The 23,319-nt window shown below is 46.7% G+C and carries 16 protein-coding genes, 4 tRNA genes and 1 pseudogene; 3 read left to right on the forward strand and 18 right to left on the reverse strand.

Annotation, left to right across the window (positions count from 1 at the left end):
• A pseudogene (locus tag SD450_RS08555) lies at window positions 1–968 on the reverse strand (hypothetical protein); the annotation flags it as partial.
• 233 nt (window positions 969–1,201) lie between these two features.
• On the opposite strand from SD450_RS08555, the gene SD450_RS08560 reads away from it, so the two are divergent.
• On the forward strand, window positions 1,202–1,357 hold the full coding sequence (locus SD450_RS08560) for a hypothetical protein (RefSeq protein WP_318344167.1): 156 nt from the start codon (window positions 1,202–1,204) through the stop codon (window positions 1,355–1,357).
• 125 nt (window positions 1,358–1,482) lie between these two features.
• Here SD450_RS08560 and SD450_RS08565 read toward each other — a convergent pair whose 3' ends face one another.
• Genes SD450_RS08565 through SD450_RS08575 form a run of 3 tightly spaced genes read right to left on the reverse strand, consistent with a single transcriptional unit; the run spans window position 1,483 to window position 7,196 of the window.
• Window positions 1,483–3,429: an OmpA family protein gene (locus tag SD450_RS08565; RefSeq protein WP_318344168.1), complete on the reverse strand. Its 1,947-nt coding sequence runs from the start codon at window positions 3,427–3,429 to the stop codon at window positions 1,483–1,485.
• A gap of 12 nt (window positions 3,430–3,441) precedes the next feature.
• The gene (locus tag SD450_RS08570; protein ID WP_318344169.1) at window positions 3,442–4,389 is read right to left on the reverse strand and encodes a PorP/SprF family type IX secretion system membrane protein; all 948 of its coding nucleotides are present in this window, start codon (window positions 4,387–4,389) and stop codon (window positions 3,442–3,444) included.
• A gap of 11 nt (window positions 4,390–4,400) precedes the next feature.
• A complete protein-coding gene (locus SD450_RS08575; RefSeq protein ID WP_318344170.1) occupies window positions 4,401–7,196 on the reverse strand; it encodes a T9SS type B sorting domain-containing protein in 2,796 nt (931 codons plus the stop codon).
• A gap of 406 nt (window positions 7,197–7,602) precedes the next feature.
• Between SD450_RS08575 and SD450_RS08580 the strand changes: the two genes are divergently transcribed.
• Together SD450_RS08580 and SD450_RS08585 are read left to right on the forward strand one after the other, a co-directional pair.
• Entirely contained in the window at window positions 7,603–9,192 is a 1,590-nt protein-coding gene (locus SD450_RS08580) for a peptide chain release factor 3 (RefSeq protein ID WP_318344171.1), read from the forward strand.
• Window positions 9,193–9,317: 125 nt separating this feature from the next.
• The gene (locus tag SD450_RS08585; protein ID WP_318344172.1) at window positions 9,318–9,752 is read left to right on the forward strand and encodes a hypothetical protein; all 435 of its coding nucleotides are present in this window, start codon (window positions 9,318–9,320) and stop codon (window positions 9,750–9,752) included.
• A gap of 39 nt (window positions 9,753–9,791) precedes the next feature.
• Here the strand turns inward: SD450_RS08585 and SD450_RS08590 are convergent, their stop codons facing one another.
• The 14 genes from SD450_RS08590 to SD450_RS08655 form a co-directional block, all read right to left on the reverse strand.
• The gene (locus SD450_RS08590; protein ID WP_072879634.1) at window positions 9,792–10,097 is read right to left on the reverse strand and encodes a DUF3467 domain-containing protein; all 306 of its coding nucleotides are present in this window, start codon (window positions 10,095–10,097) and stop codon (window positions 9,792–9,794) included.
• A 62-nt stretch (window positions 10,098–10,159) separates the two neighbouring features.
• Window positions 10,160–14,458, reverse strand: a complete 4,299-nt coding sequence (gene rpoC / locus SD450_RS08595) for a DNA-directed RNA polymerase subunit beta' (protein ID WP_318344173.1) — start codon at window positions 14,456–14,458, stop codon at window positions 10,160–10,162.
• A 36-nt stretch (window positions 14,459–14,494) separates the two neighbouring features.
• Complete coding sequence (gene rpoB / locus SD450_RS08600) at window positions 14,495–18,304, reverse strand: DNA-directed RNA polymerase subunit beta (RefSeq protein ID WP_318344174.1); 3,810 nt, start codon at window positions 18,302–18,304, stop codon at window positions 14,495–14,497.
• A gap of 129 nt (window positions 18,305–18,433) precedes the next feature.
• Entirely contained in the window at window positions 18,434–18,814 is a 381-nt protein-coding gene (gene rplL / locus SD450_RS08605; RefSeq protein WP_072879628.1) for a 50S ribosomal protein L7/L12, read from the reverse strand.
• 53 nt (window positions 18,815–18,867) lie between these two features.
• Window positions 18,868–19,383: a 50S ribosomal protein L10 gene (gene rplJ / locus SD450_RS08610; protein ID WP_072879626.1), complete on the reverse strand. Its 516-nt coding sequence runs from the start codon at window positions 19,381–19,383 to the stop codon at window positions 18,868–18,870.
• Window positions 19,384–19,409: 26 nt separating this feature from the next.
• Complete coding sequence (gene rplA, locus SD450_RS08615; RefSeq protein ID WP_318344175.1) at window positions 19,410–20,102, reverse strand: 50S ribosomal protein L1; 693 nt, start codon at window positions 20,100–20,102, stop codon at window positions 19,410–19,412.
• 29 nt (window positions 20,103–20,131) lie between these two features.
• Window positions 20,132–20,560 carry a 50S ribosomal protein L11 gene (gene rplK / locus SD450_RS08620; protein WP_318344176.1) on the reverse strand — a complete coding sequence of 143 codons (429 nt, stop codon included), beginning with the start codon at window positions 20,558–20,560 and terminating at the stop codon, window positions 20,132–20,134.
• Window positions 20,561–20,628: 68 nt separating this feature from the next.
• Window positions 20,629–21,180, reverse strand: a complete 552-nt coding sequence (gene nusG, locus SD450_RS08625) for a transcription termination/antitermination protein NusG (RefSeq protein WP_108424154.1) — start codon at window positions 21,178–21,180, stop codon at window positions 20,629–20,631.
• Window positions 21,181–21,188: 8 nt separating this feature from the next.
• The gene (gene secE / locus SD450_RS08630; protein WP_151891081.1) at window positions 21,189–21,377 is read right to left on the reverse strand and encodes a preprotein translocase subunit SecE; all 189 of its coding nucleotides are present in this window, start codon (window positions 21,375–21,377) and stop codon (window positions 21,189–21,191) included.
• A 162-nt stretch (window positions 21,378–21,539) separates the two neighbouring features.
• Window positions 21,540–21,612: transfer RNA gene (locus tag SD450_RS08635), tRNA-Trp, on the reverse strand.
• A gap of 67 nt (window positions 21,613–21,679) precedes the next feature.
• On the reverse strand, window positions 21,680–22,867 hold the full coding sequence (gene tuf, locus SD450_RS08640) for an elongation factor Tu (RefSeq protein WP_072879615.1): 1,188 nt from the start codon (window positions 22,865–22,867) through the stop codon (window positions 21,680–21,682).
• Between the two features lie 48 nt (window positions 22,868–22,915).
• Window positions 22,916–22,987: transfer RNA gene (locus tag SD450_RS08645), tRNA-Thr, on the reverse strand.
• A gap of 89 nt (window positions 22,988–23,076) precedes the next feature.
• Window positions 23,077–23,149 (reverse strand) — tRNA-Gly (locus tag SD450_RS08650).
• An 80-nt stretch (window positions 23,150–23,229) separates the two neighbouring features.
• Window positions 23,230–23,312: transfer RNA gene (locus SD450_RS08655), tRNA-Tyr, on the reverse strand.
• Between the last annotated feature and the right edge of the window lie 7 nt (window positions 23,313–23,319).

The following is a 23,319-nucleotide window of genomic DNA, read 5'->3' on the forward strand; positions in this document are numbered from 1 at the left end:
GTCTCTCCCTTGTCACCGGGGTCGCCCTGTGGGCCTTGCGGGCCTTGGATACCGGGGTCGCCCTGTGGGCCCTTGTCACCGGTCAAACCTTTATCCCCCGTCTCTCCCTTGTCACCGGAGTCGCCCTGTGGACCTTGCGGGCCTTGGATACCTGGGTCTCCCTGTGGACCCTTGTCTCCGGTCAATCCCTTGTCACCTGTCTCTCCCTTGTCACCTGTCTCTCCCTTGTCACCGGGGTCGCCCTGTGGGCCTTGCGGACCTTGGATACCTGGGTCTCCCTGTGGGCCCTTGTCTCCGGTCAATCCCTTGTCACCTGTCTCTCCCTTGTCACCGGGGTCGCCCTGTGGGCCTTGCGGGCCTTGGATACCGGGGTCGCCCTGTGGGCCCTTGTCTCCGGTCAAACCTTTATCCCCTGTCTCTCCCTTGTCACCGGGGTCGCCCTGTGGACCTTGGATACCTGGGTCTCCCTGTGGACCCTGTGGCCCTTGGATACCTGGGTCGCCCTGTGGGCCTTGTGGACCTTGGATGCCGGGGTCGCCCTGTGGGCCCTTGTCACCGGTCAAACCTTTATCTCCCGTCTCTCCCTTGTCACCGGGGTCGCCCTGTGGACCTTGCGGGCCTACGGCTCCGCCTGCAGCCACTTCTGACAAAGGAATTGAAATTGTATTATTGTCTGAGTCAGTGATGACTAAATCTGTTCCTATGACCTCTATTCTGTCATTGACCGTATTGTTATCGGTTGAGGTAAGTTCCCACGAATTGCCATCCCAAAAGTAGATGGTCCCTGTATTGGTATTTACATAGATATCTCCCGTATCGGCACCTGATGGAGTGGTCGCTCCTGGACTGGACACAGCTGTCCCTTTCAAGACCTCGCAATTGCATTGGTCCTGTAGCATAACTGTGGTCTGCGAAAAGGCAATTCCGGTAAATAGAAGGAAGAATAGGGCAAAGATGCTCTTTTTCATGAGGTTATTATTAGTTGAAGGTCGGTAATGTCTTTTTGTTTTTGTTGCTTCAGTAGTGTATCTCGGTCTCGCTTTTCTTTTATTCAACGCGATGCATTTTATAGCACAATACAAAATTACCCCTACTTTCAGGGGCGGAAAATATTTGTTGTGTACGACACATATCCAACTGTATAGCCCTTGAATCTTGAGGTTTCAACCCAAAAAACAGGATTTTGAAAAACCGTTTATCGATGAAAGCAGTAGAGATGGCGGTTACGGGAGAGCTGTACTTATGCGAAAAAGATTACATAGACCCTCCGAAAAATGGTGGCCTTAATAAAAAGAAATGTATTCCAGACGAACTATGGAGACTTGTAAAGCTAATTAAAAAAGTAGCTTATATCTGATTTTAAGAAGCAAGAAACGAACATCCTTACCGTCAATATCCTGTCATTGCCCACAAAAAAACATGCGAACAAGCCTTAAAAAAAGACTCATTCGCATGTCTATTGCCTGTCAATTAGGCTTAAAATTATTCAAAGATGATGAACTCCGATCTTCGGTTCAACTGGTGCTGATCGTTGGAACAGGGCACACCATTGAAACATTCGTTCACCAATCGGGTCTCCCCAAATCCTTCGCCTTGTAGTCTATCGGCCGATATTCCTTTGGAAATCATATAATTGACCGTAGATTCTGCTCTTCTTTGTGACAACCAAAGGTTATAGGCATCGTTTCCACGGCTATCGGTATGTGAGTTCACCTTGATCTTCAAGCTGGGATATTTTTCCATGGCCACAATCACTTTCTGTATCTCAATCTCCGCATCTGGACGGATGTTGTATTTATTGAGATCGAAATAAATCGTGCTCAACTGTAGCAACTTGGCCAAATCGTCCCCAAAACCTCCCGTGATCACATCGCGTTCCAAATAAAAATCAATGATACGCGGCTTACCGTTGGATTTGTTCAGGTACTCCTCCGCCGGCACATAGCCATCCCTAGAGGCCCTCACAAAATTGCCCTTGGAACAGTCCAATTGGAGGATATAGTTTCCGTTTGAATCGGTTATGGTAGAAGAGACTTCCCTATTCTCCTCATCGATGACCACCACGGTGGCGCCGGCCAACACTTCATTGGAAATCCGGTCCCTCACCGTTCCTGTCACTTCCTGGATACAATCCAACACCAAGGGATCATTCTCCACAAAGTGGTAGATATCGTCATCCCCCATGCCACCTTCCCTATTGGAGGAGAAATAGCCTGTCTTCTCCTCTATATTGTAGATAAAGGAGAAATCGTCATTGGGGCTGTTGATGGGTCTTCCTACGTTCACTACCGGTTGGTCGTACTCATCAAAAGCGATTTTTGTTGCAAATACGTCCAATCCACCCAAACCTTGGTGACCATCCGAAGAAAAATACAACACCCCATCCTTGGTGATGAACGGAAAGGTCTCCCGGCCCATGGTATTGATATTTTTGCCCAAGTTGACAATGGGTCCATAGGTTCCGTCACCTATGATCTCTGTCATGAATATGTCAGACTCGCCCAAACTTCCGGGCATATCGGAAACAAAATACAGTCTTTTTCCATCCGGGCTCAGCATAGGGTGTGCCACGGAATAGGAATCACTGTTGAACGGCAGTTCCATGATATTGGCCCATACCCCATCGATGTTTTCCGCGCTATAGATCTTCAACCGAATGATGCCTTCTTCATCCTTGCCCTTTCTACCATCCATAAAGTTGTTTCGGGTGAAATACATGGTCATGCCGTCCCTGCTCACCACAGATGTGGATTCATGGAGGCGAGTGTTCACCTCCCCTTCCAGCTTCACGGCCCTACCACTGGACACACTGTCCACATCCACCTTGTAGAGGTCCAAAAAGTCCCTGGAGTTCCAGGTGTGCCTATATCTGGCCAAATTTCCAGTATCCCTGTCCGAGGCAAAAATGAGCCCTTTTTCGTAGTAGGAAGCGGCAAAATCGGAGTATTTACTGTTATAGTCGAACGGTTTGATGGTATATCTTCCCGAATTCTTCTCGATTTTGGACATATAGTCCTCATCAATGTCGAGATCCACGGATGTCATCTGCTTGAACTCTGCCATCAAACGGGAGGCTTCATCGTAATTGCCCAATGTTTTCAAACTTTGCGCGTACCTGAAGATGTCCCCCACTTCCATTTCATCGGGATAGGTCTCCTCGAGTCTTTTATATATGGTAGCTGCCTCTTCGTATTTGGCATTGAAGTAGTATGAATTTCCCAAACGCTTCAACAGGTCCGAAGACACATAGCCCCTATCCAATACTTTTTTGTAAATGTCTATTGCCGGACTGAAAGAATATTCCTTGTATCGCTGATCCGCCCTTTCCATGACCCTTTCGAGCTGCTTGCCCTGAATGGTATCCTGTCCAGACATCTTGACAACACATCCTGAAAATACAATGAGAAGTATGAGTGTTCTTTTTAGCATGCTTAACTTGTATTAAAAGAATCTTGGTGACACGGTTCTTTGGAATCTCTTCAACAGCTCCAATCTGAGGAATATCTCAAACGACCCATCATTGAACTGGGCTCCACCCAGTTCGGTGGTCTCCCTATCGTAGGCCAGGCCTACCATAAGCTGCTCCGTCAACTGGAAACCTACCAGACCGCTCAAAGCGGCATCCCATCGATAGGCAGCACCAAAGCTGAACTTCTCAGCAAACAGAAAGCTGGCGGAAAGATCCACTTGCAAAGGTGCCCCACCAACAGCCTTGGTCAACAAGGCGGGTTTGAACTGCAAATCGGGTCCGATATCGAAGACATAACCCGTGATCAAATAGAAATTGATTCGCTCCGCAGATTGAAAGTTGACGGACCCATCTGAATTATCATTATCGAAATATTCGGATTCCAAGACATTTGGTGCGGACAGACCTGCATAAAACCTGTCTGTATGGTAGTACACCCCCAGACCGAAATTAGGTGTAAACCTGTTATCGATATTGTCCTGGCTCACGACTTCTTGGTCAAAATTCCTCAGACCGTTGAAGTCCAGACTGAGCATGTTGCCGCCCAGCTTCAACCCAAAGGACAACTTGGCGTCCATGGACACTGGTATGGTATAGGATACGGCCGCATCCAAATACGTTTCCTGCACCACGCCATCCCCTATGTTATCGTTTACGATGGATATACCGTATCCCACCCTGCTGTTCCTGATCGGGGAGTGAAGGTTCAATGTGAACGTTTCAGGGGCTCCGTCCAGACCCACCCATTGCGAGCGGTACAGTCCAGCAAAGCTCAACTGTCCCCTAGATCCGGCATAAGCAGGGTTCACGCTCATGGTATTGTACATATATTGCGTGTACTGCGCATCTTGTTGGGCCATGAGGCCCTGAAATGTTATTCCAATGAACAAAAACGGAATTAAAAAACTCTTTTTTATCATTCTCTCTATGGTTACCTGCTTATATATATGTATTCGGAATCCGTAAAACTTCCTTCGGCCGTTTCATAATTAAAGATGTAAAAATACACCCCGGCAGGAAGATAACTGTTGACCCCAATGGATGATCTTCCCCTGGAACGACCATCAAACACATTTCTGACGTTGTCATAATCTTTTCCTTCATATACCAAGGTGCCCCAGCGATTAAATATTTTGATCGAACTGGATTTGATAAAGTTGACCCCCCTAATGAAAAGGAAATCATTCTTGAGATCCCCGTTGGGTGTCAGCATTTGGTTCACTTCAATTTTTTCATCATCTGTACCATCATTTTCAACCTCCACCGTCACAATTGCCGTGTCGCAGTTACCGGGATTGGCCGCTTCGCAGATGGTGTAGCTAATGGTGTAGGTACCCTCGGCAGTACCCGGTTCCACGCTCACGCTACCATCTTCATTGATGGTCAACACATCGGTTGGTGTGGAGGTCAGGATCACATCCGAAAGATCGATCGACTCCCCGTTCAAGGTGTCGTTGGACAATACATTGCTCCCCGGGATCACTCCTCCGGTTTCGCCATCCGCAGTATAGGAATCGTCCACTGCATCGATGACGTTGACCATACCAGAACTCACCTCAACGGTCACCGTGGCCGTGTCACAATTGTCCACATTGGCCACTTCGCAGATGGTGTAGTTGATGGTGTACGTGCCATCGGCCGTGCCAGGTTCCACGCTCACGCTGCCATCCTCATTGATGGTCAACACATCGGTTGGTGTCGAGGTCAAGATCACATCCGAAAGGTCTATCGACTCCCCGTTCAAGGTGTCGTTGGACAATACATTGCTGCCCGGGATAACCCCACCGGTTTCGCCATCCGCGGTATAGGAATCGTCCACAGCATCGATGACGTTGCTCATACCTGAGCTCACCTCAACTGTCACCGTAGCCGTATCACAATTGTCCACATTGGCCGCTTCGCAGATGGTGTAGTTGATGGTGTACGTGCCATCGGCAGTGCCAGGTTGCACGCTCACGCTGCCATCCTCATTGATGGTCAACACATCGGTTGGTGTCGATGTCAGGATCACATCAGAAAGGTCGATCGACTCCCCGTTCAAGGTGTCGTTGGACAATACATTGCTGCCCGGGATCACTCCTCCGCTTTCGCCATCCGCGGTATAGGAATCGTCCACGGCATCGATGGTATTTGCTCCAACTTGGATATAAACTGTTGCTGAAGCACAGACGTTTGGGTCTGGTAGCACATTGCAAACTTCATAGATAATAGTGACCGTGGTGTTGGATTCAGATGCTACCGGGGTATAGGTCATGAAACCCGTTTCGGCATCAAAAGAAACCGTGCCTATGGCATTTCCTCCTATTCTGGACAAACTGGTCACACCTAGATTATTTCCATCATTGTTTGGAAGATAATCGTCGTTTTCCAAAATATTTAGGGCCACTTCGGTAAGTGATGGGGTCGAACCTGAATCATCCCTAGCGGTTGCCACCAATGGGTCTGGGTCGGTTCCATTTGGATTGCCATCGTCATCACAATCCAAGGCGTTCCAATCGACAGAAGGCGTCAATGTAATGCTATCCGGGTTGTAATCACAGGGATCCAACGGATCGGTGCCATCCTCCTTTTCATCTTCGTTGGTCACACCATCACCATCACAGTCCGATGTGTTCCAAGTGGATGATGGCTCCACGGTTTGACTGCCCAACACAAAACTACAGGGGTCCTGGGGGTCCGTTCCATCCTCTTTTTCATCTTCATTGGTAACACCGTCACCATCACAATCCGCAGTGAGGTAGTCGCCACTTTGTGGCAAGGTCACACTTTCCGGTTTATAGTCACAGGGATCCAACGGATCGGTGCCATCCTCTTTTTCATCCCCATTGGTCACACCATCACCATCACAATCCTCTTTCTTCCATTTATAGGAAGGCTCACAATCTTGGTGCTCCAACACAAAATCACAAGGATCCAACGGGTCGGTACCATCCTCTTTCTCCTGACCATTGCTCACGCCATCTCCATCGCAGTCATCCTTCTTCCATTCATCAGAAGGGGAACAATCTTGGTGCTCCAATACAAAATCACAGGGGTCCAACGGATCGGTACCATCCTCTTTCTCCTGGCCATTGCTCACACCATCGCCATCACAGTCATCTTTTTTCCATTGGTCCGATGGAGAGCAGTTTTGGTGCGCCAATATAAAGTCACAGGGATCCAATGGGTCGGTCCCGTCTTCTTTCTCTTTTCCGTTGGTCACGCCGTCTCCATCACAGTCATCCTTTTTCCACTGGTCCGATGCGGAACAGTTTTGGTGCGCCAATATAAAATCACAGGGATCCAATGGGTCGGTCCCGTCTTCTTTCTCTTTTCCGTTGGTCACGCCGTCTCCATCACAATCGTCCTTTTTCCATTTATCGGAAGGGGAACAGTCCTGATGTTCCAATATAAAATCACAGGGGTCATTGGGATCAGTCCCATCCTTGGCTTCCTGCTCACAGCTAACCCCATCACCATCACAGTCCGTTGAGTAAACCATGGTATTGATGGCCCTATAATCAAAAACGTTCAAAAAGCCATCAAAGCTATTTTCCCCATTAGGAGAAACAATGGCCTTGATGTGTTCAGAATCATTTTGATGAACATCTGTACGGTGGTCGGCAGGCACACCTATTGGCAGTTTGCCATGTGCCGAAGTGGATTCGGCAATCAAACAAATGGTTATGAATAAAATACCGCGGACCACTCTGTTTAGTAGAGCCCGCTCAAAAGTAATAATCTCCATAAATGATTAAGTTTTGGTCAACTAATCACCATGGCCTGTAGTTGTTCTCGTAATTGTAAGAAAATTGGGGTTTTCTTATTTTTTGTATTCTAGTCCCTTTCGACACGTCAACATACAAATTGGTCACATAATTATATCATTTGAGGTTCACCTCCTATTTTTCTCGATAAAAGGCGCATTCCTCATTATTATATACCCATTTATGACCCATTGCTGTTTTCATCAACAGAATGTACGACACAAGCCCAAAGGACAGATGTTAAAAAACAGGCCGAAATTACTTTTCTTTTCAATCCTACCGGTCTTTCTACCAGCATTTTTTTCCAATGATATCAACAATGGGATATCTCTTACAAAATGAGTACTGAAACATATAATTCCCCTATTTTTGCCGAAATTTTTGTTGATGGATTTTGAAAAGGAAATAAATAGACGAAGGACATTTGGGATCATCTCCCACCCTGATGCGGGAAAAACGACTCTTACCGAAAAATTGCTCTTGTTCGGTGGTGCCATCCAAGAGGCCGGTGCCGTAAAAAGCAACAAGATCAAAAAATCGGCCACCAGTGACTTTATGGAAATAGAGCGCCAAAGGGGAATTTCCGTGGCCACTTCCGTATTGGCCTTTATCTATAAGGACAAGAAAATCAACATTTTGGATACTCCCGGACACAAGGATTTTGCCGAGGACACGTTTAGGACGCTGACCGCTGTTGACAGCGTGATCGTCGTCATCGATGTGGCGAAGGGTGTGGAGGAACAAACGGAGAAGTTGGTAGAGGTATGCCGTATGCGGAACATCCCTATGATCGTCTTCATCAACAAGTTGGACCGTGAAGGAAAGGATGCCTTTGACCTTCTGGACGAAGTGGAGCAAAAATTGGGACTGTCCGTCACCCCATTGAGTTTTCCCATCGGGATGGGCTATGATTTCAAGGGAATCTACAATATCTACGAGAAGAACATCAACCTTTTTAGCGGTAGCAGCAAAAAAAATATCGAGGAGACCATTGCTTTTGATGACTTGGACAGCCCTGAACTGGAAAAGATCATCGGCACAAAGGCCGCAGAAAACCTCCGGGACAATCTGGAACTGGTGAGCGGCGTGTACCCTCCCTTTGATACCGAGACCTATTTGAAGGGGCAACAACAACCTGTCTTTTTCGGCTCTGCCCTGAACAACTTTGGGGTTCGTGAGCTACTGGACTGCTTTGTGGAGATTGCCCCACCACCTCGGGCAAAGATGGCCGAGGAGCGTTTGGTCAAGGCCAACGAAAAGGATTTTTCCGGTTTTGTGTTTAAGATCCATGCCAACATGGATCCCAAGCATCGGGACCGATTGGCCTTTATCAAAGTGGTTTCCGGTACTTTTGAACGGAACACTCCCTATCTCCATGTACGCCATGACAAAAAATTGAAATTCTCCAGCCCCAATGCCTTTTTTGCCGAAAAAAAGGAAATCGTGGACATTTCCTATCCCGGTGACATTGTCGGGCTGCACGATACGGGCAACTTCAAGATTGGGGATACGTTGACCAGTGGTGAGCAGTTGCACTATAAGGGCATTCCCAGCTTCTCCCCGGAACATTTCAGGTATATCAACAATGCCGACCCCATGAAGGCCAAGCAGTTGTACAAGGGCATCGACCAGTTGATGGACGAGGGTGTGGCCCAGTTGTTCACCTTGGAACTGAACGGAAGAAAAGTGATAGGTACTGTGGGCGCTCTTCAATATGAAGTGATCCAATACCGCTTGGAGCATGAATACGGGGCCAAGTGTACCTATGAAAATTTCCCTGTTCACAAAGCTTGCTGGGTGGAACCCACAGACAAGAACAATGAAGAGTTTGCCGAGTTCAAACGGGTTAAACAAAAGTTTTTGGCGACGGACAAGCGTGGACAACTGGTCTTTTTGGCAGACTCTCCATTTTCCCTACAAATGACCCAGCAGAAATATCCTTCGGTAAAACTACACTTTACCTCGGAATTTGAATAGAAGCTGAATCCCGAAGAAGGCATTGTGGTTGTGACCATGGGATTATTCCATTGGATATGAGTCCATTGAATCCACCATTCATCTTTTTTTGTACATTGTGGTACATAACCAATACATAAAAAGATATGACTACAACAACGGTAAAACCACCTACATGGTTCTGGGTGGTGAGCGTCATCGCTCTTTTGTGGAACTTGATAGGTGTTTTTAACTATCTGAACCAAGCTTTCAACAAACAACTTATTTTGGAAAGCCTGGACCAAGCCCAGCGAGAGGTTTTTGAAGGTATTCCGGCGTGGGCCACAGCTGCTTTTGCAATTGCCGTATTCTCCGGCACCTTGGCTTCCATTGGTCTTTTGCTCCGTAAGAAATGGGCCCGTCCCCTTTTTATCCTATCATTGTTGGCGGCGGTAGTTCAGTTTGGGCATTGGCTTTTCATCAACAATGCCGTGGAGGCATTTGGTCCCTCCTCCTATACCATGCCCATCATGGTCATCATTTTTGGAATCTATCTGATTTTCTTTTCCAAGAAGGGGATCCAAAAAGGTTGGTTGAAATAGATACAACTAAAAAGCCCCAAACTTTGTTTGGGGCTTTTTTTATGCTTCTCCCGTAGGTCCGAAGTTCAAGGGAATGGCGGGTTGCTCATAATCCTTGATGGGTCCGTGGGTCTTTTCAAACCGGGCAACGTTGTCGTTCAGTGCCTTCAAAAATTTCTTGGCGTGCTGGGGTGTTAGGATGATGCGGCTCTTCACCTTTGCCTTAGGTGCACCGGGCATCATGCTGATAAAGTCCACCACAAACTCCGATACGGAGTGGTTGATGATGGCCAAGTTGGAATAAGTTCCCTCAGCGGTCTTCTCGTCCAATTCTATATTGATCTGTTTCTGCTTTTCTTCTGCCATTGGCTTATTGATTTCTTTATAAAAAAAGAAAACCCTGACCATTGGGCCAGGGTTTTTGTTATTTAGAACTTGAATTCCTCTTTTCGGGCCATGATCTCATCATATTCCTCTTTGGAACCTACGATGATGCTGTCATAATCCCTCATACCGGTACCGGCAGGAATCTTATGTCCGACGATCACATTCTCCTTCAATCCTTCCAAGGTGTCCACTTTACCGTTTACGGCGGCTTCGTTCAATACTTTAGTGGTTTCCTGGAACGATGCTGCAGAAATGAACGACTTGGTCTGCAACGAGGCCCTTGTGATACCTTGAAGGATGGGGGTAGCAGTAGCCGCCACGGCATCCCTTGCGGTGACCAAGGTCTTGTCCTCTCTTTTCAAGATGGAGTTTTCATCCCTCAATTGGCGGGCCGTTACGATCTGACCAGGCTTCAACCTTTCGGAATCACCGGCATCCTCGACTACTTTCTTGCCAAAGATCTCATCGTTCTCATTGATGAAGTCGTCCTTGTGCACCAACTGGTTCTCCAAGAAAGTGGTATCCCCTGAATCTTGGATCTGGACCTTGCGCATCATCTGACGCACCACAACTTCGAAGTGCTTGTCGTTGATCTTCACACCTTGCAAACGGTATACCTCCTGTACCTCGTTCACCAAGTATTGCTGAACTGCGGATGGTCCTTTGATGGCCAAGATATCCTCTGGGGTGATCGATCCATCGGACAATGCCATACCGGCGCGTACGTAGTCGTTCTCCTGAACCAAGATCTGGTTGGAAAGTTTGACCAAGTACTTCTTCACCTCTCCGGCCTTGGACTCGATGATAATCTCACGGTTACCACGTTTGATCTTACCAAAGGAAACCACACCATCAATCTCTGTAACGACTGCTGGGTTGGATGGGTTACGGGCTTCGAAAAGCTCGGTCACCCTTGGAAGACCTCCGGTGATATCCCCTGCCTTGGCAGATTTACGTGGAATCTTCACCAAAATCTTACCTTCTTTGATCTTCTCACCGTTGTCCACCATCAAGTGGGAACCAACAGGCAAGTTGTAGGAACGGATGGTCTCTCCCTTACCGTCTTTGATCAATAGGGTCGGAATCAACCTCTTGTTTCTGGATTCTGAAATTACCTTTTCTTGGAAACCGGTCTGTTCATCGATTTCCACTTGGTACGTCATACCTTGCTCAATATTCTCATAGGCAATCTGCCCTGTGAATTCGGACACGATGACACCGTTATAGGGATCCCACTGGCAGATAACGGTTCCTCTGGTAATCTTTTCACCGTTCTTGATAAACAATTGTGAACCATAAGGAATGTTATTGGTGCTCAGGGTGATACCTGTCTTGGCATCTATGATCTTGATCTCGGATGTCCTAGAGATCACGATGTCACTCTTGCCTCCGCCATTGTCCACACCTTCGACAACCCTAAGGTCTTCGATTTCTGCAATACCATCAAATTTGGCCTCCAGCTTGCTGTCCTCGGAAATGTTCCCTGCAATACCCCCAACGTGGAAGGTACGCAGTGTCAACTGTGTTCCAGGTTCCCCGATGGACTGCGCTGCAACCACACCAACGGCTTCGCCTCGCTGTACCATTTTGTTGGTGGCCAAGTTTCTTCCGTAGCATTTTGCACAGATTCCTTGGGCCGCCTCACAGGTCAATGGTGATCTTACCTCCACCTTTTCAATTGGGGCAGCTTCCACCTTCTTCACATCGGCTTCGGAAATTTCCTGACCTGCTTTAAGGATAAGCTCTTCAGTCAATGGGTTATATACATCGTGTAGTGATACCCTACCCAAGATTCGTTCACCAAGGGTCTCCACCACTTCTTCGTTCTTCTTCAGGGCTTCCACCTCGATTCCCCTCAATGTTCCACAATCCTCGGTATTGATGATCACGTCTTGGGAAACATCCACCAAACGACGGGTCAGGTATCCAGCATCCGCAGTTTTCAAAGCGGTATCCGCAAGACCTTTACGCGCACCGTGGGTAGAGATAAAGTATTCCAAGATGGACAATCCTTCCTTAAAGTTGGAAAGGATCGGGTTTTCAATGATCTCCCCACCACCGGCAGTCGATTTTTTAGGCTTGGCCATCAAACCACGCATACCGGTCAACTGGCGGATCTGCTCCTTGGAGCCCCTCGCACCAGAATCCAACATCATATACACGGAGTTGAAGCCTTGCTTGTCCTCACGGATACGCTTCATGGCTAATTCGGTCAACATGGCGTTGGTAGAGGTCCAAACATCAATGACCTGGTTGTATCGCTCATTGAAGGTGATCAGACCCATGTTATAGTTCATCATGATGCCATCCACTTGTTCGTTGGCCTCGGCGATCATTTCGTGTTTTTCCTTTGGAATGATGATATCTCCCAAACTGAAGGATAGACCTCCTTTAAAGGCAAACTCATATCCCATGGTCTTGATCTTGTCTAAGAATTCAGCTGTGGTAGGTACATCGGTCACCGCAAGGATGTCCCCGATAATGTTCCTCAAGGATTTCTTGTTCAGAACCGTGTTGATGTATCCTGCTTGTTCAGGCACCACAGTGTTGAACAATACACGTCCCACAGTGGTCTCGATGATCTTGTTCACCAACTCCCCTGATTCATTGAAATCCTTGGTCCTTACCTTGATGATGGCATTAAGGGCGACCTTTCTTTCATTGAAGGCAATTTCCACTTCCTCGGAAGAATAGAAGGTAAGCCCTTCTCCCATTACAGGCTCCTCTGGAGTAGATCTTTTCTCTTTGGTCATGTAGTACAGACCCAAAACCATGTCCTGGGAAGGTACGGTGATCGGAGAACCGTTCGCTGGGTTAAGGATGTTCTGGGAAGCCAACATCAACAGCTGTGCTTCCAAAATGGCCTCTGGCCCCAATGGCAAGTGAACTGCCATCTGGTCCCCATCAAAATCCGCGTTGAATGCGGTACAGGCCAATGGGTGCAAACGAATCGCCTTACCTTCAATCAGTTTAGGCTGGAACGCTTGGATACCCAATCGGTGCAATGTGGGGGCCCGGTTCAACAATACAGGGTGTCCTTTTAGGACATTTTCAAGGATGTCCCAAACCACGGGCTCCTTTTTATCAATGATCTTCTTGGCAGATTTAACGGTCTTTACGATACCTCTCTCAATCAACTTACGGATGATGAACGGTTTGTAAAGCTCGGCTGCCATGTCTTTTGGAAGACCACATTCGTACAATTTCATTTCCGGTCCAACGACGATCACGGAACGAGCGGAGTAATCCACACGTTTACCCAAAAGGTTTTGACGGAAACGACCTTGTTTTCCTTTCAAGGAATCCGAAAGGGACTTCAATGGCCTGTTTGATTCTGTTTTTACCGCAGAGGCTTTTCTGGTGTTATCGAAAAGGGAATCCACAGCTTCCTGAAGCATACGTTTTTCGTTCCTCAAGATCACCTCTGGTGCCTTGATCTCCATCAAACGCTTCAAACGGTTGTTACGGATGATAACCCGTCTGTACAAATCGTTCAAATCGGAAGTGGCGAAACGACCACCATCCAACGGCACCAACGGACGCAATTCCGGTGGGATCACAGGGATCACTTTCATGATCATCCACTCTGGATTGTTCTCACGGTTGTCCTGTGATTCACGCAATGCCTCCACTACCTGAAGACGCTTCAATGCCTCGGTCTTACGCTGCTTTGAGGTCTCGGTATTGGCCTTGTGACGAAGTTCGTACGACAATTGTTCCAAATCGATTCGGGCCAATAGGTCGATCAAACACTCGGCACCCATTTTGGCGATGAACTTGTTGGGGTCGGTCTCTTCCAAGTACTGGTTCTCGGTTGGAAGCGACTCCAAAATGTTCAAATATTCCTCTTCGGTCAAGAAATCCAATTTTTGAATCTCCTCTCCTTCTGGACCTTTGGCAATACCGGGCTGGATGACCACATACCTTTCATAATAGATGATCATGTCCAACTTTTTGGATGGCAATCCCAAAAGGTATCCTATCTTGTTCGGCAATGAACGGAAGTACCAGATGTGTGCTACGGGTACAACAAGATTGATGTGACCCACACGATCTCTACGTACTTTCTTTTCTGTTACCTCTACACCACAACGATCACAAACGATTCCACGGTAACGGATACGCTTATACTTTCCGCAGGCACATTCGTAATCCTTTACGGGACCGAAAATACGCTCACAGAACAATCCATCACGCTCGGGCTTGTGCGTTCTATAGTTTATGGTTTCAGGCTTCAACACTTCGCCACGGGACTCGGCCAAGATGGACTCTGGTGAGGCCAATCCGATGGAGATCTTGTTAAACCTTTTTGGTGCGTTATTGTCTTTTATTCTAGCCATAACAATATGGTGATGATATAATTAATGTATAGTGTTCTATTCTTCCAATCTGATATCCAAGCCCAAACCTTTAAGTTCGTGCATCAATACGTTGAAAGATTCCGGCAAGCCGGGTTCTGGCATAGTCTCACCTTTTACGATGGATTCATAGGTCTTGGCCCTACCGATAACGTCATCCGACTTCACGGTCAGGATTTCCCTAAGGGTAGATGAAGCGCCGTAGGCTTCCAATGCCCATACCTCCATCTCTCCAAAACGCTGACCACCAAACTGGGCCTTACCACCCAATGGTTGTTGTGTGATCAATGAGTATGGTCCGATGGAACGTGCGTGCATCTTATCGTCCACCATGTGGCCCAATTTCAGCATGTAGATCACACCAACAGTAGCTGGTTGGTCAAAACGCTGACCGGTTCCACCGTCATAGAGATAGGTGTGTCCAAATCTTGGAATACCTGCCTTGTCGGTAAGCTCGTTGATATCGTCCAAGGTAGCTCCGTCAAAAATCGGGGTGCCATATTTTTGGCCTAATTTCTGTCCTGCCCAACCTAAAACGGTCTCATAGATCTGACCAATGTTCATCCTTGAAGGTACACCCAGTGGGTTCAACACAATGTCCACAGGGGTTCCGTCTTCCAAGAAAGGCATGTCCTCTTGACGAACGATACGGGCAACGATACCTTTGTTACCGTGACGTCCTGCCATTTTATCACCTACTTTCAACTTACGTTTCTTGGCGATATACACTTTGGCCAACTTCATGATACCTGCTGGAAGCTCATCCCCTACGGAGATGGTGAACTTGTCCCTTCTCAGGTTTCCTTGGATGTCGTTCAACTTGATCTTGTAGTTGTGCAACAGATCGGCCACCAAAGCATTGGTATCCTCATCGGTTGTCCAGCTGCCTCCTACCAAGTGGGCGAAATCGTCAACGGCGTTCAACATCTTGATGGTGTATTTCTTTCCTTTTGGAAGTACTTCTTCACCCAAATCGTTGATGACACCTTGCGATGTCTTTCCATTGACCAGACCGAACAATTTCTCGATCAGCACATCTTTCAGTTGTTGGAACTTCACTTCGTAGTCCATTTCCAACCTAGAGATCGCTTCTTTATCCTCGGAACGTTTTCTCTTGTCCTTGATGGAACGTGAGAAGAGTTTCTTGTCGATGACCACACCTCTCAAAGATGGTGATGCCTTCAAGGAAGCATCCTTCACATCTCCTGCCTTGTCACCAAAAATGGCACGCAACAGTTTTTCCTCTGGTGTAGGATCGGATTCTCCTTTTGGAGTGATCTTACCGATCAAGATATCACCAGGTTTTACTTCGGCACCGATACGGATCATACCGTACTCGTCCAAATCCCTAGTGGCCTCTTCGGATACGTTGGGGATGTCATTGGTCAATTCCTCTGCTCCCAATTTGGTATCCCTTACTTCCAACGCATACTCATCGATATGCACCGAAGTAAAGATATCCTCGCGAACCACTTTTTCAGAGATCACGATCGCATCCTCGAAGTTGTACCCTTTCCAAGGCATGAAGGCAACCTTCATGTTCCTACCCAAGGCCAATTCCCCTTTTTCGGTAGCATATCCTTCACAAAGTACCTGTCCTTTTTTCACCTTGTCCCCTTTTCTTACGATGGGTTTCAAGTTGATGCTGGTACCTTGGTTGGTCTTTCTGAATTTCACCAATTCGTAGGTCTTGGAGTCTTCTTCGAAGCTTACCAAGCGCTCTTCCTCGGTTCTGTCATATTTGATGGTGATCTTCTGTGCATCCACATATTCCACAACACCATCTCCCTCTGCATTGATCAATACCCTGGAATCGGTAGCCACCTGTCTTTCAAGACCGGTACCCACGATTGGGGATTCTGGACGCAACAATGGTACGGCCTGGCGCATCATGTTGGATCCCATCAAGGCACGGTTCGCATCATCATGCTCCAAGAATGGGATCAAGGATGCGGAGATGGATGCAATCTGGTTCGGGGCAACGTCGGTGTAGTTGATCTCCACTGGGTCTACCACTGGGAAATCCCCTTCATCACGGGCGATGACCTTCTCCCTGTCAATGGTTCCATCGTCTTTCAATGGAATATTGGCTTGGGCGATCTTCATACCTTCTTCTTCCTCTGCACTCAGGTAGATGTGTTCTTTCACATCGACCTTACCATCAACAACTTTACGGTATGGGGTTTCCAAGAAGCCCATGCTGTTCACTTTTGCAAATACGGAAAGTGAGGAGATCAAACCAATGTTCGGTCCTTCAGGTGTCTCGATCGGACACAATCTTCCGTAGTGGGTATAGTGAACGTCACGCACCTCGAATCCGGCTCTTTCACGGGAAAGACCACCTGGTCCTAGGGCTGACAATCTTCTCTTGTGTGTAATCTCTGCCAACGGGTTGGTCTGGTCCATGAACTGGGACAACTGGTTGGTCCCGAAGAAAGAGTTGATCACGGATGACAAGGTCTTCGCATTGATCAAATCGATCGGGGTGAACACTTCGTTGTCACGAACGTTCATACGCTCACGGATGGTACGGGCCATACGGGCCAAACCTACACCAAACTGTTGGGACAATTGCTCTCCAACGGTACGAACACGACGGTTGGACAAGTGGTCGATATCATCAATCTCAGCCTTGGAGTTGATCAACTCGATCAAATACTTGATGATCGTGATGATATCTTCTTTGGTAAGGACTTCTTTGTCCATACCGATGTCCAAGCCCAATTTCTTGTTCATTCGGTAACGACCAACCTCTCCCAAGGAGTAACGCTGATCGGAGAAGAACAATTTCTCGATAATACCACGAGCGGTCTCCTCATCGGGCGGCTCGGCATTACGCAATTGTCTATAGATGTGCTCTACCGCTTCTTTTTCAGAGTTGGTAGGGTCTTTTTGCAATGTATTGTGGATGATGGCATAATCGGACTGCGCATTGTTCTCCTTGTGAAGCAGAATGGTCTTCACATCGGCATCAATGATCTCATCGATATGCTCTTTTTCCAAAATGGTATCACGATCTAGGATGATCTCGTTACGCTCGATGGACACTACTTCTCCAGTATCTTCGTCCACGAAATCCTCATGCCATGTGTTCAGCACCCTAGCGGCCAGTTTACGGCCCAATACCTTCTTCAATCCAGCCTTGGAAACTTTTACTTCTTCCGAGAGGTCGAAGATTTCAAGGATGTCCTTGTCCCTTTCGAAGCCAATGGCACGGAAAAGGGTGGTCACAGGTAATTTTTTCTTTCGATCGATATAGGCATACATCACGCCGTTGATATCGGTAGCGAACTCGATCCAAGACCCCTTGAACGGAATTACCCTTGCGGAGTACAGTTTGGTTCCGTTGGCGTGGAACGACTGTCCGAAGAAAACCCCTGGAGATCGGTGCAACTGGGAAACCACTACTCTTTCGGCCCCGTTGATCACAAACGTTCCACTGGGGGTCATGTAGGGGATGGTGCCCAAGTACACATCCTGCACGATGGTCTCAAAATCCTCGTGCTCAGGATCGGTACAATATAATTTTAAACGCGCCTTTAGGGGTACGCTATAGGTAAGTCCACGCTCTATACATTCTTGGATGGAATAGCGGGGTGGATCTATGAAGTAATCCAAAAACTCAAGCACAAACTGGTTTCTGGTATCGGTGATTGGAAAATTCTCCATGAAGGTGTTGTAGAGACCTTCGTTCCCTCTTTCGTCAGATTTAGTTTCTAATTGGAAGAAATCCTGAAACGATTTTATCTGAATGTCCAAGAAATCCGGGTATTCCGGTATGTTCTTAGCGGATGCGAAATTAACTCTTTCAATAGTGTTTGTGAACATCTATGGACAAATTTTGAACGTGAATACTATGTGGGGTCGGTGTACGGCTTTATACACTCCTTATTAAAATAGGCTAAGGTCTAACCAAAAAATGGAAAGACCTTAACCAAACTTATATGGGAAAAGCTATTATTTAAGCTCAACTTCTGCTCCTGCTTCTTCCAATGATTTTTTGATGCCTTCGGCTTCGTCTTTAGAAATTCCTTCCTTAACAGCTTTAGGTGCGCTGTCAACGATGTCCTTAGCTTCTTTCAATCCAAGACCAGTCAATTCTTTGACCAATTTAACCACTGCCAATTTAGAGGCACCGGCTGCCTTAAGGATCACATCAAATTCGGTTTTTTCCTCAGCGGCCTCAGCATCACCACCAGCGGCACCGCCAGCAGCAACAGCTACTGCAGCAGCAGCAGGCTCGATACCGTATTCGTTCTTAAGGATGTCGGCCAATTCATTTACCTCTTTTACTGTAAGGTTTACCAACTGTTCTGCAAAATCTTTTAAATCTGCCATTTTTCTATCGTTTAATAAAATTTTAAAAATATACTTAGTTTATTGTGCGCGAATTATTTCTCAGATAATGTCTTGAGGATTCCAGCCAGTTTGCCACCACCGGACTTAAGTCCAGAGATAACGTTCTTGGCAGGAGACTGCAACAATCCGATGATATCCCCGATGACCTCTTCTTTGGACTTGATGTTCACAAGTGCCTCAAGGTTCTCGTCTCCAACGTAGATCGCCTCAGCTATAAAAGCTCCTTTCAACAAAGGTTTATCTGATTTTTTCCTAAAGTCCTTGATAAGTTTCGCAGGTGCGTTCCCTGTTTCGGACAACATCAAAGATGTATTGCCTTTCAACACGGTGGGAAGTTCACCAAATTCCTTATCAGAGGCTTCCATTGCTTTTGCAAGCAAGGTGTTCTTGACCACCGCAAGTTTAATGTTCGCCTTGAAACATGCCCTTCTTAGGTTGGAAGTGGCAACAGCGTCCAATCCGGAGATATCCGCCAAATAGATATTAGCGCTCTCGGCCAACTGTGCAGTCAAATCTTCTATTACGATTGCTTTTTCTTCTCTTGTCATAGTTAAAATATTGAACTACCAGCTAATTAAACTACTGCTTTTGGATCCAATTGAACACTGGGACTCATGGTGCTGGACAAGTAGATGCTCTTCATGTACACTCCTTTTGCTGCGGAAGGCTTCAATTTCACCAAAGTATCGATCAATTCCTTGGCGTTGCCAGCGATCTTGTCCGCTGGGAAAGATGCCTTACCGATTGCAGCATGTACAATTCCGGTCTTATCTACTTTGAAGTCGATTTTACCGGCCTTCACTTCGGAAACGGCCTTACCAACCTCCATGGTCACAGTTCCTGTTTTTGGATTGGGCATCAATCCCCTAGGTCCCAATACGCGACCCAATGGACCCAATTTACCCATAACGCTTGGCATGGTGATGATCACATCCACATCGGTCCAACCGCCTTTGATCTTATCCAAATAATCGTCCAACCCTACAAAATCAGCGCCAGCTTCTTTAGCTTCCGCTTCTTTGTCCGGGGTCACCAATGCCAAAACTTTTACGTCCTTACCAGTCCCGTGGGGAAGGGTAACCACGCCACGCACCATTTGGTTTGCTTTTCGTGGATCTACACCCAAACGAACTGCAATATCAATGGAAGCGTCAAATTTTACATTGGTTATTTCTTTTACCAAAGCTGATGCCTCTTCCAATGAATAGAGTTTGTTCTTCTCTATTTTGGCCTGGGCTTCTTTTTGCTTTTTCGTCAATCTTGCCATTTATAAATTGCTTTGAGATTTTAAAAAGGTTAGGTACCCGATACTTTGAGGCCCATTGATCTGGCAGTACCTGCTACCATGCTCATTGCAGATTCGATGGTGAATGCGTTCAAATCCGCCATTTTGTCCTCTGCAATGGTCTTCACTTGGTCCCATGATACGGTACCGTTCTTGACCCTGTTAGGTTCGCCCGATCCTTTTTTAATCTTAGCTGCTTCCATCAATTGAACTGCCGCAGGTGGTGTTTTTACGACAAACTCGAAAGATTTGTCCATGTAGACGGTGATAACAACAGGCAATACCTTGCCCTGTTTGTCCTGCGTACGAGCATTGAACTGCTTGCAGAACTCCATGATGTTAACACCAGCAGCACCTAAGGCGGGTCCAACCGGTGGCGATGGGTTCGCAGCACCTCCCCTAACTTGTAATTTAACTACCTTACTTACTTCTTTTGCCATTGTTTCTAATTAAATTTAAAGTTGTGTCAATTGGAAGCAACACAGCTTTATCTATGTAACAGCTCTTGTTATACTTTTTCTACTTGCATATAGCTGAGCTCCAATGGTGTCTTTCTTCCGAAAATCTTCACCATCACTTCCAGCTTACGCTTTTCTTCATTGATTTTTTCAACAGTTCCATTGAATCCATTGAAAGGTCCATCAATAACCTTCACCGTTTCACCCAACACAAATGGAATAGATACGTTGTCCGTATTGACGGCCAACTCGTCCACTTTCCCCAACATACGGTTCACCTCTGATTTTCGCAAAGGCACGGGATCACCTCCTTTGGTTTCTCCCAAAAAGCCGATCACGTTGGTAATGGAACGGATAATGTGCACCATTTCACCACCTAAATTGGCCTTTATCATGATATAACCTGGAAAGTAAACCCTTTCCTTGTTGATCTTCTTTCCGTTTCTGATCTGTACGACTTTTTCGGTAGGCACAAGAACTTCTTCAAGGTAATCGCCAAAACCATTTCGCTCCACCTCTGTTTCAATATAGCCCTTGATCTTGTTTTCCTGACCACTGACCGCTCTTACCACATACCATTTTTTCTCCAGAACCTCAGACATACCGATCGTTATCCTATTAATTTTTCAAAATACAATCTGATCAACTTACTGAACAGGGAGTCCACTCCCCAAGTGGCCAATGCGAACAAGATTGAAAAAACTGCCACGATGACCATCAGGTTGGAGGCCTTACCTTTTTCCAACCAAGTAACATTGTTCTTTAGCTCTTCGAAAGATTCTTTTATGTAAGTGATCATAATCTTCTTTGAATTAACTTGCATGTTTCGGCTGTGCTCAGCACAGACTTCAGAGAGATTTCAATCCCGTCATCATGCTTTTACCTTTGCACGGGAGGAGAGACTTCCCTCGACTCCGCTCGGGATAAACTTCTCGCCTCACAGCACTTTTTGTTTTTTTTGCACGGGAGGAGAGACTCGAACTCCCGACACCTGGTTTTGGAGACCAGTGCTCTACCAACTGAGCTACACCCGTTTATATTTACACTGAAAGGTATCCCGATAACTCAGGACACCCTTTAGTGCAATATTTTTATATATGATTAATCTAGGATCTCAGTAACCTGACCAGCACCTACTGTTCTACCACCCTCACGGATAGCGAAACGCAGACCCACGTTCAACGCGATAGGCTGGATCAAATCAACAGTGATTGTCAAGTTGTCACCTGGCATAACCATTTCAACTCCATCAGGAAGGTTGATGTTTCCTGTTACGTCAGTTGTACGAACGTAGAACTGAGGACGGTAGTTGTTGTGGAATGGAGTGTGGCGACCACCTTCTTCTTTCTTAAGGATATAGACCTCAGCTTTGAATTTGGCGTGTGGCTTAACGGAACCTGGCTTACAGATTACCATACCTCTTTTGATATCGGATTTTTCGATACCTCTCAAAAGAAGACCAACGTTGTCACCAGCTTCACCTCTGTCCAAAATCTTACGGAACATCTCAACACCAGTGATAGTGGAAGTCAATTTCTCAGCTCCCATACCGATGATCTCTACAGGGTCACCTGTGTTGGCAACACCAGTTTCGATACGACCTGTTGCAACAGTACCACGACCTGTGATAGTGAACACGTCTTCGATAGGCATCAAGAAAGGCTTGTCAACATCCCTTTCAGGAAGTTCGATCCAGCTGTCAACAGCATCCATCAACTGCATTACAGTGTCAACCCATTTTTGCTCACCGTTCAAAGCACCAAGTGCAGAACCAGCGATAACAGGGCCGTTGTCACCATCGTACTCGTAGAAAGAAAGCAATTCCCTTACTTCCATCTCAACAAGCTCCAAAAGCTCCTCATCATCCACCATGTCAACTTTGTTCAAGAAAACAACGATACGTGGAATACCTACCTGACGACCCAAAAGGATGTGCTCACGGGTTTGTGGCATAGGACCATCGGTTGCAGCAACAACCAAGATGGCACCGTCCATCTGAGCAGCACCGGTAACCATGTTCTTTACGTAATCCGCGTGACCAGGACAGTCAACGTGGGCGTAGTGACGGTTAGCAGTTTGATACTCAACGTGTGAAGTATTGATAGTAATACCTCTTTCTTTCTCCTCTGGCGCATTGTCGATGGAGTCAAAGCTTCTCATCTCAGAAAGACCTGCGTTCGCCAATACAGTTGTAATAGCGGCAGTCAATGTAGTTTTACCGTGATCCACGTGTCCAATGGTACCAATATTTAAGTGGGGTTTGGAACGATCGAAAGTTTCCTTTGCCATTTTAAAATAATTTAATTCTTAGTTTATATTAGTGTACAAATCGTTTTGAGCCAATGAGGGGATTTGAACCCCTGACCTCTTCCTTACCAAGGAAACGCTCTACCCCTGAGCTACACCGGCCTATGGGTTAATCAGGTTTAGAGTTTAAAGTCACAAGCAAGCTCGCAAAAACTTCAACCTTCTTCTTGAAACCAAAGTTTCAAATCTAGAGCGGGAGACCGGGTTCGAACCGGCGACATTCAGCTTGGAAGGCTGACGCTCTACCAACTGAGCTACTCCCGCATTTTTTTGGGGCAATCCCCAAAATTTTCAATATTTCAAAAAAACGCCCCTTTCACCAATTGTTGCTGGAACAATTTCTGTGGGGAGAGCAGGATTCGAACCTGCGAAGGTGAAAACCAACAGATTTACAGTCTGTCCTCGTTGGCCGCTTGAGTATCTCCCCGCCTTAT

Origin of the sequence: Flagellimonas baculiformis (genome assembly GCF_033441575.1) — a bacterium.
Taxonomy (GTDB): Bacteria; Bacteroidota; Bacteroidia; order Flavobacteriales; family Flavobacteriaceae; genus Flagellimonas; species Flagellimonas baculiformis.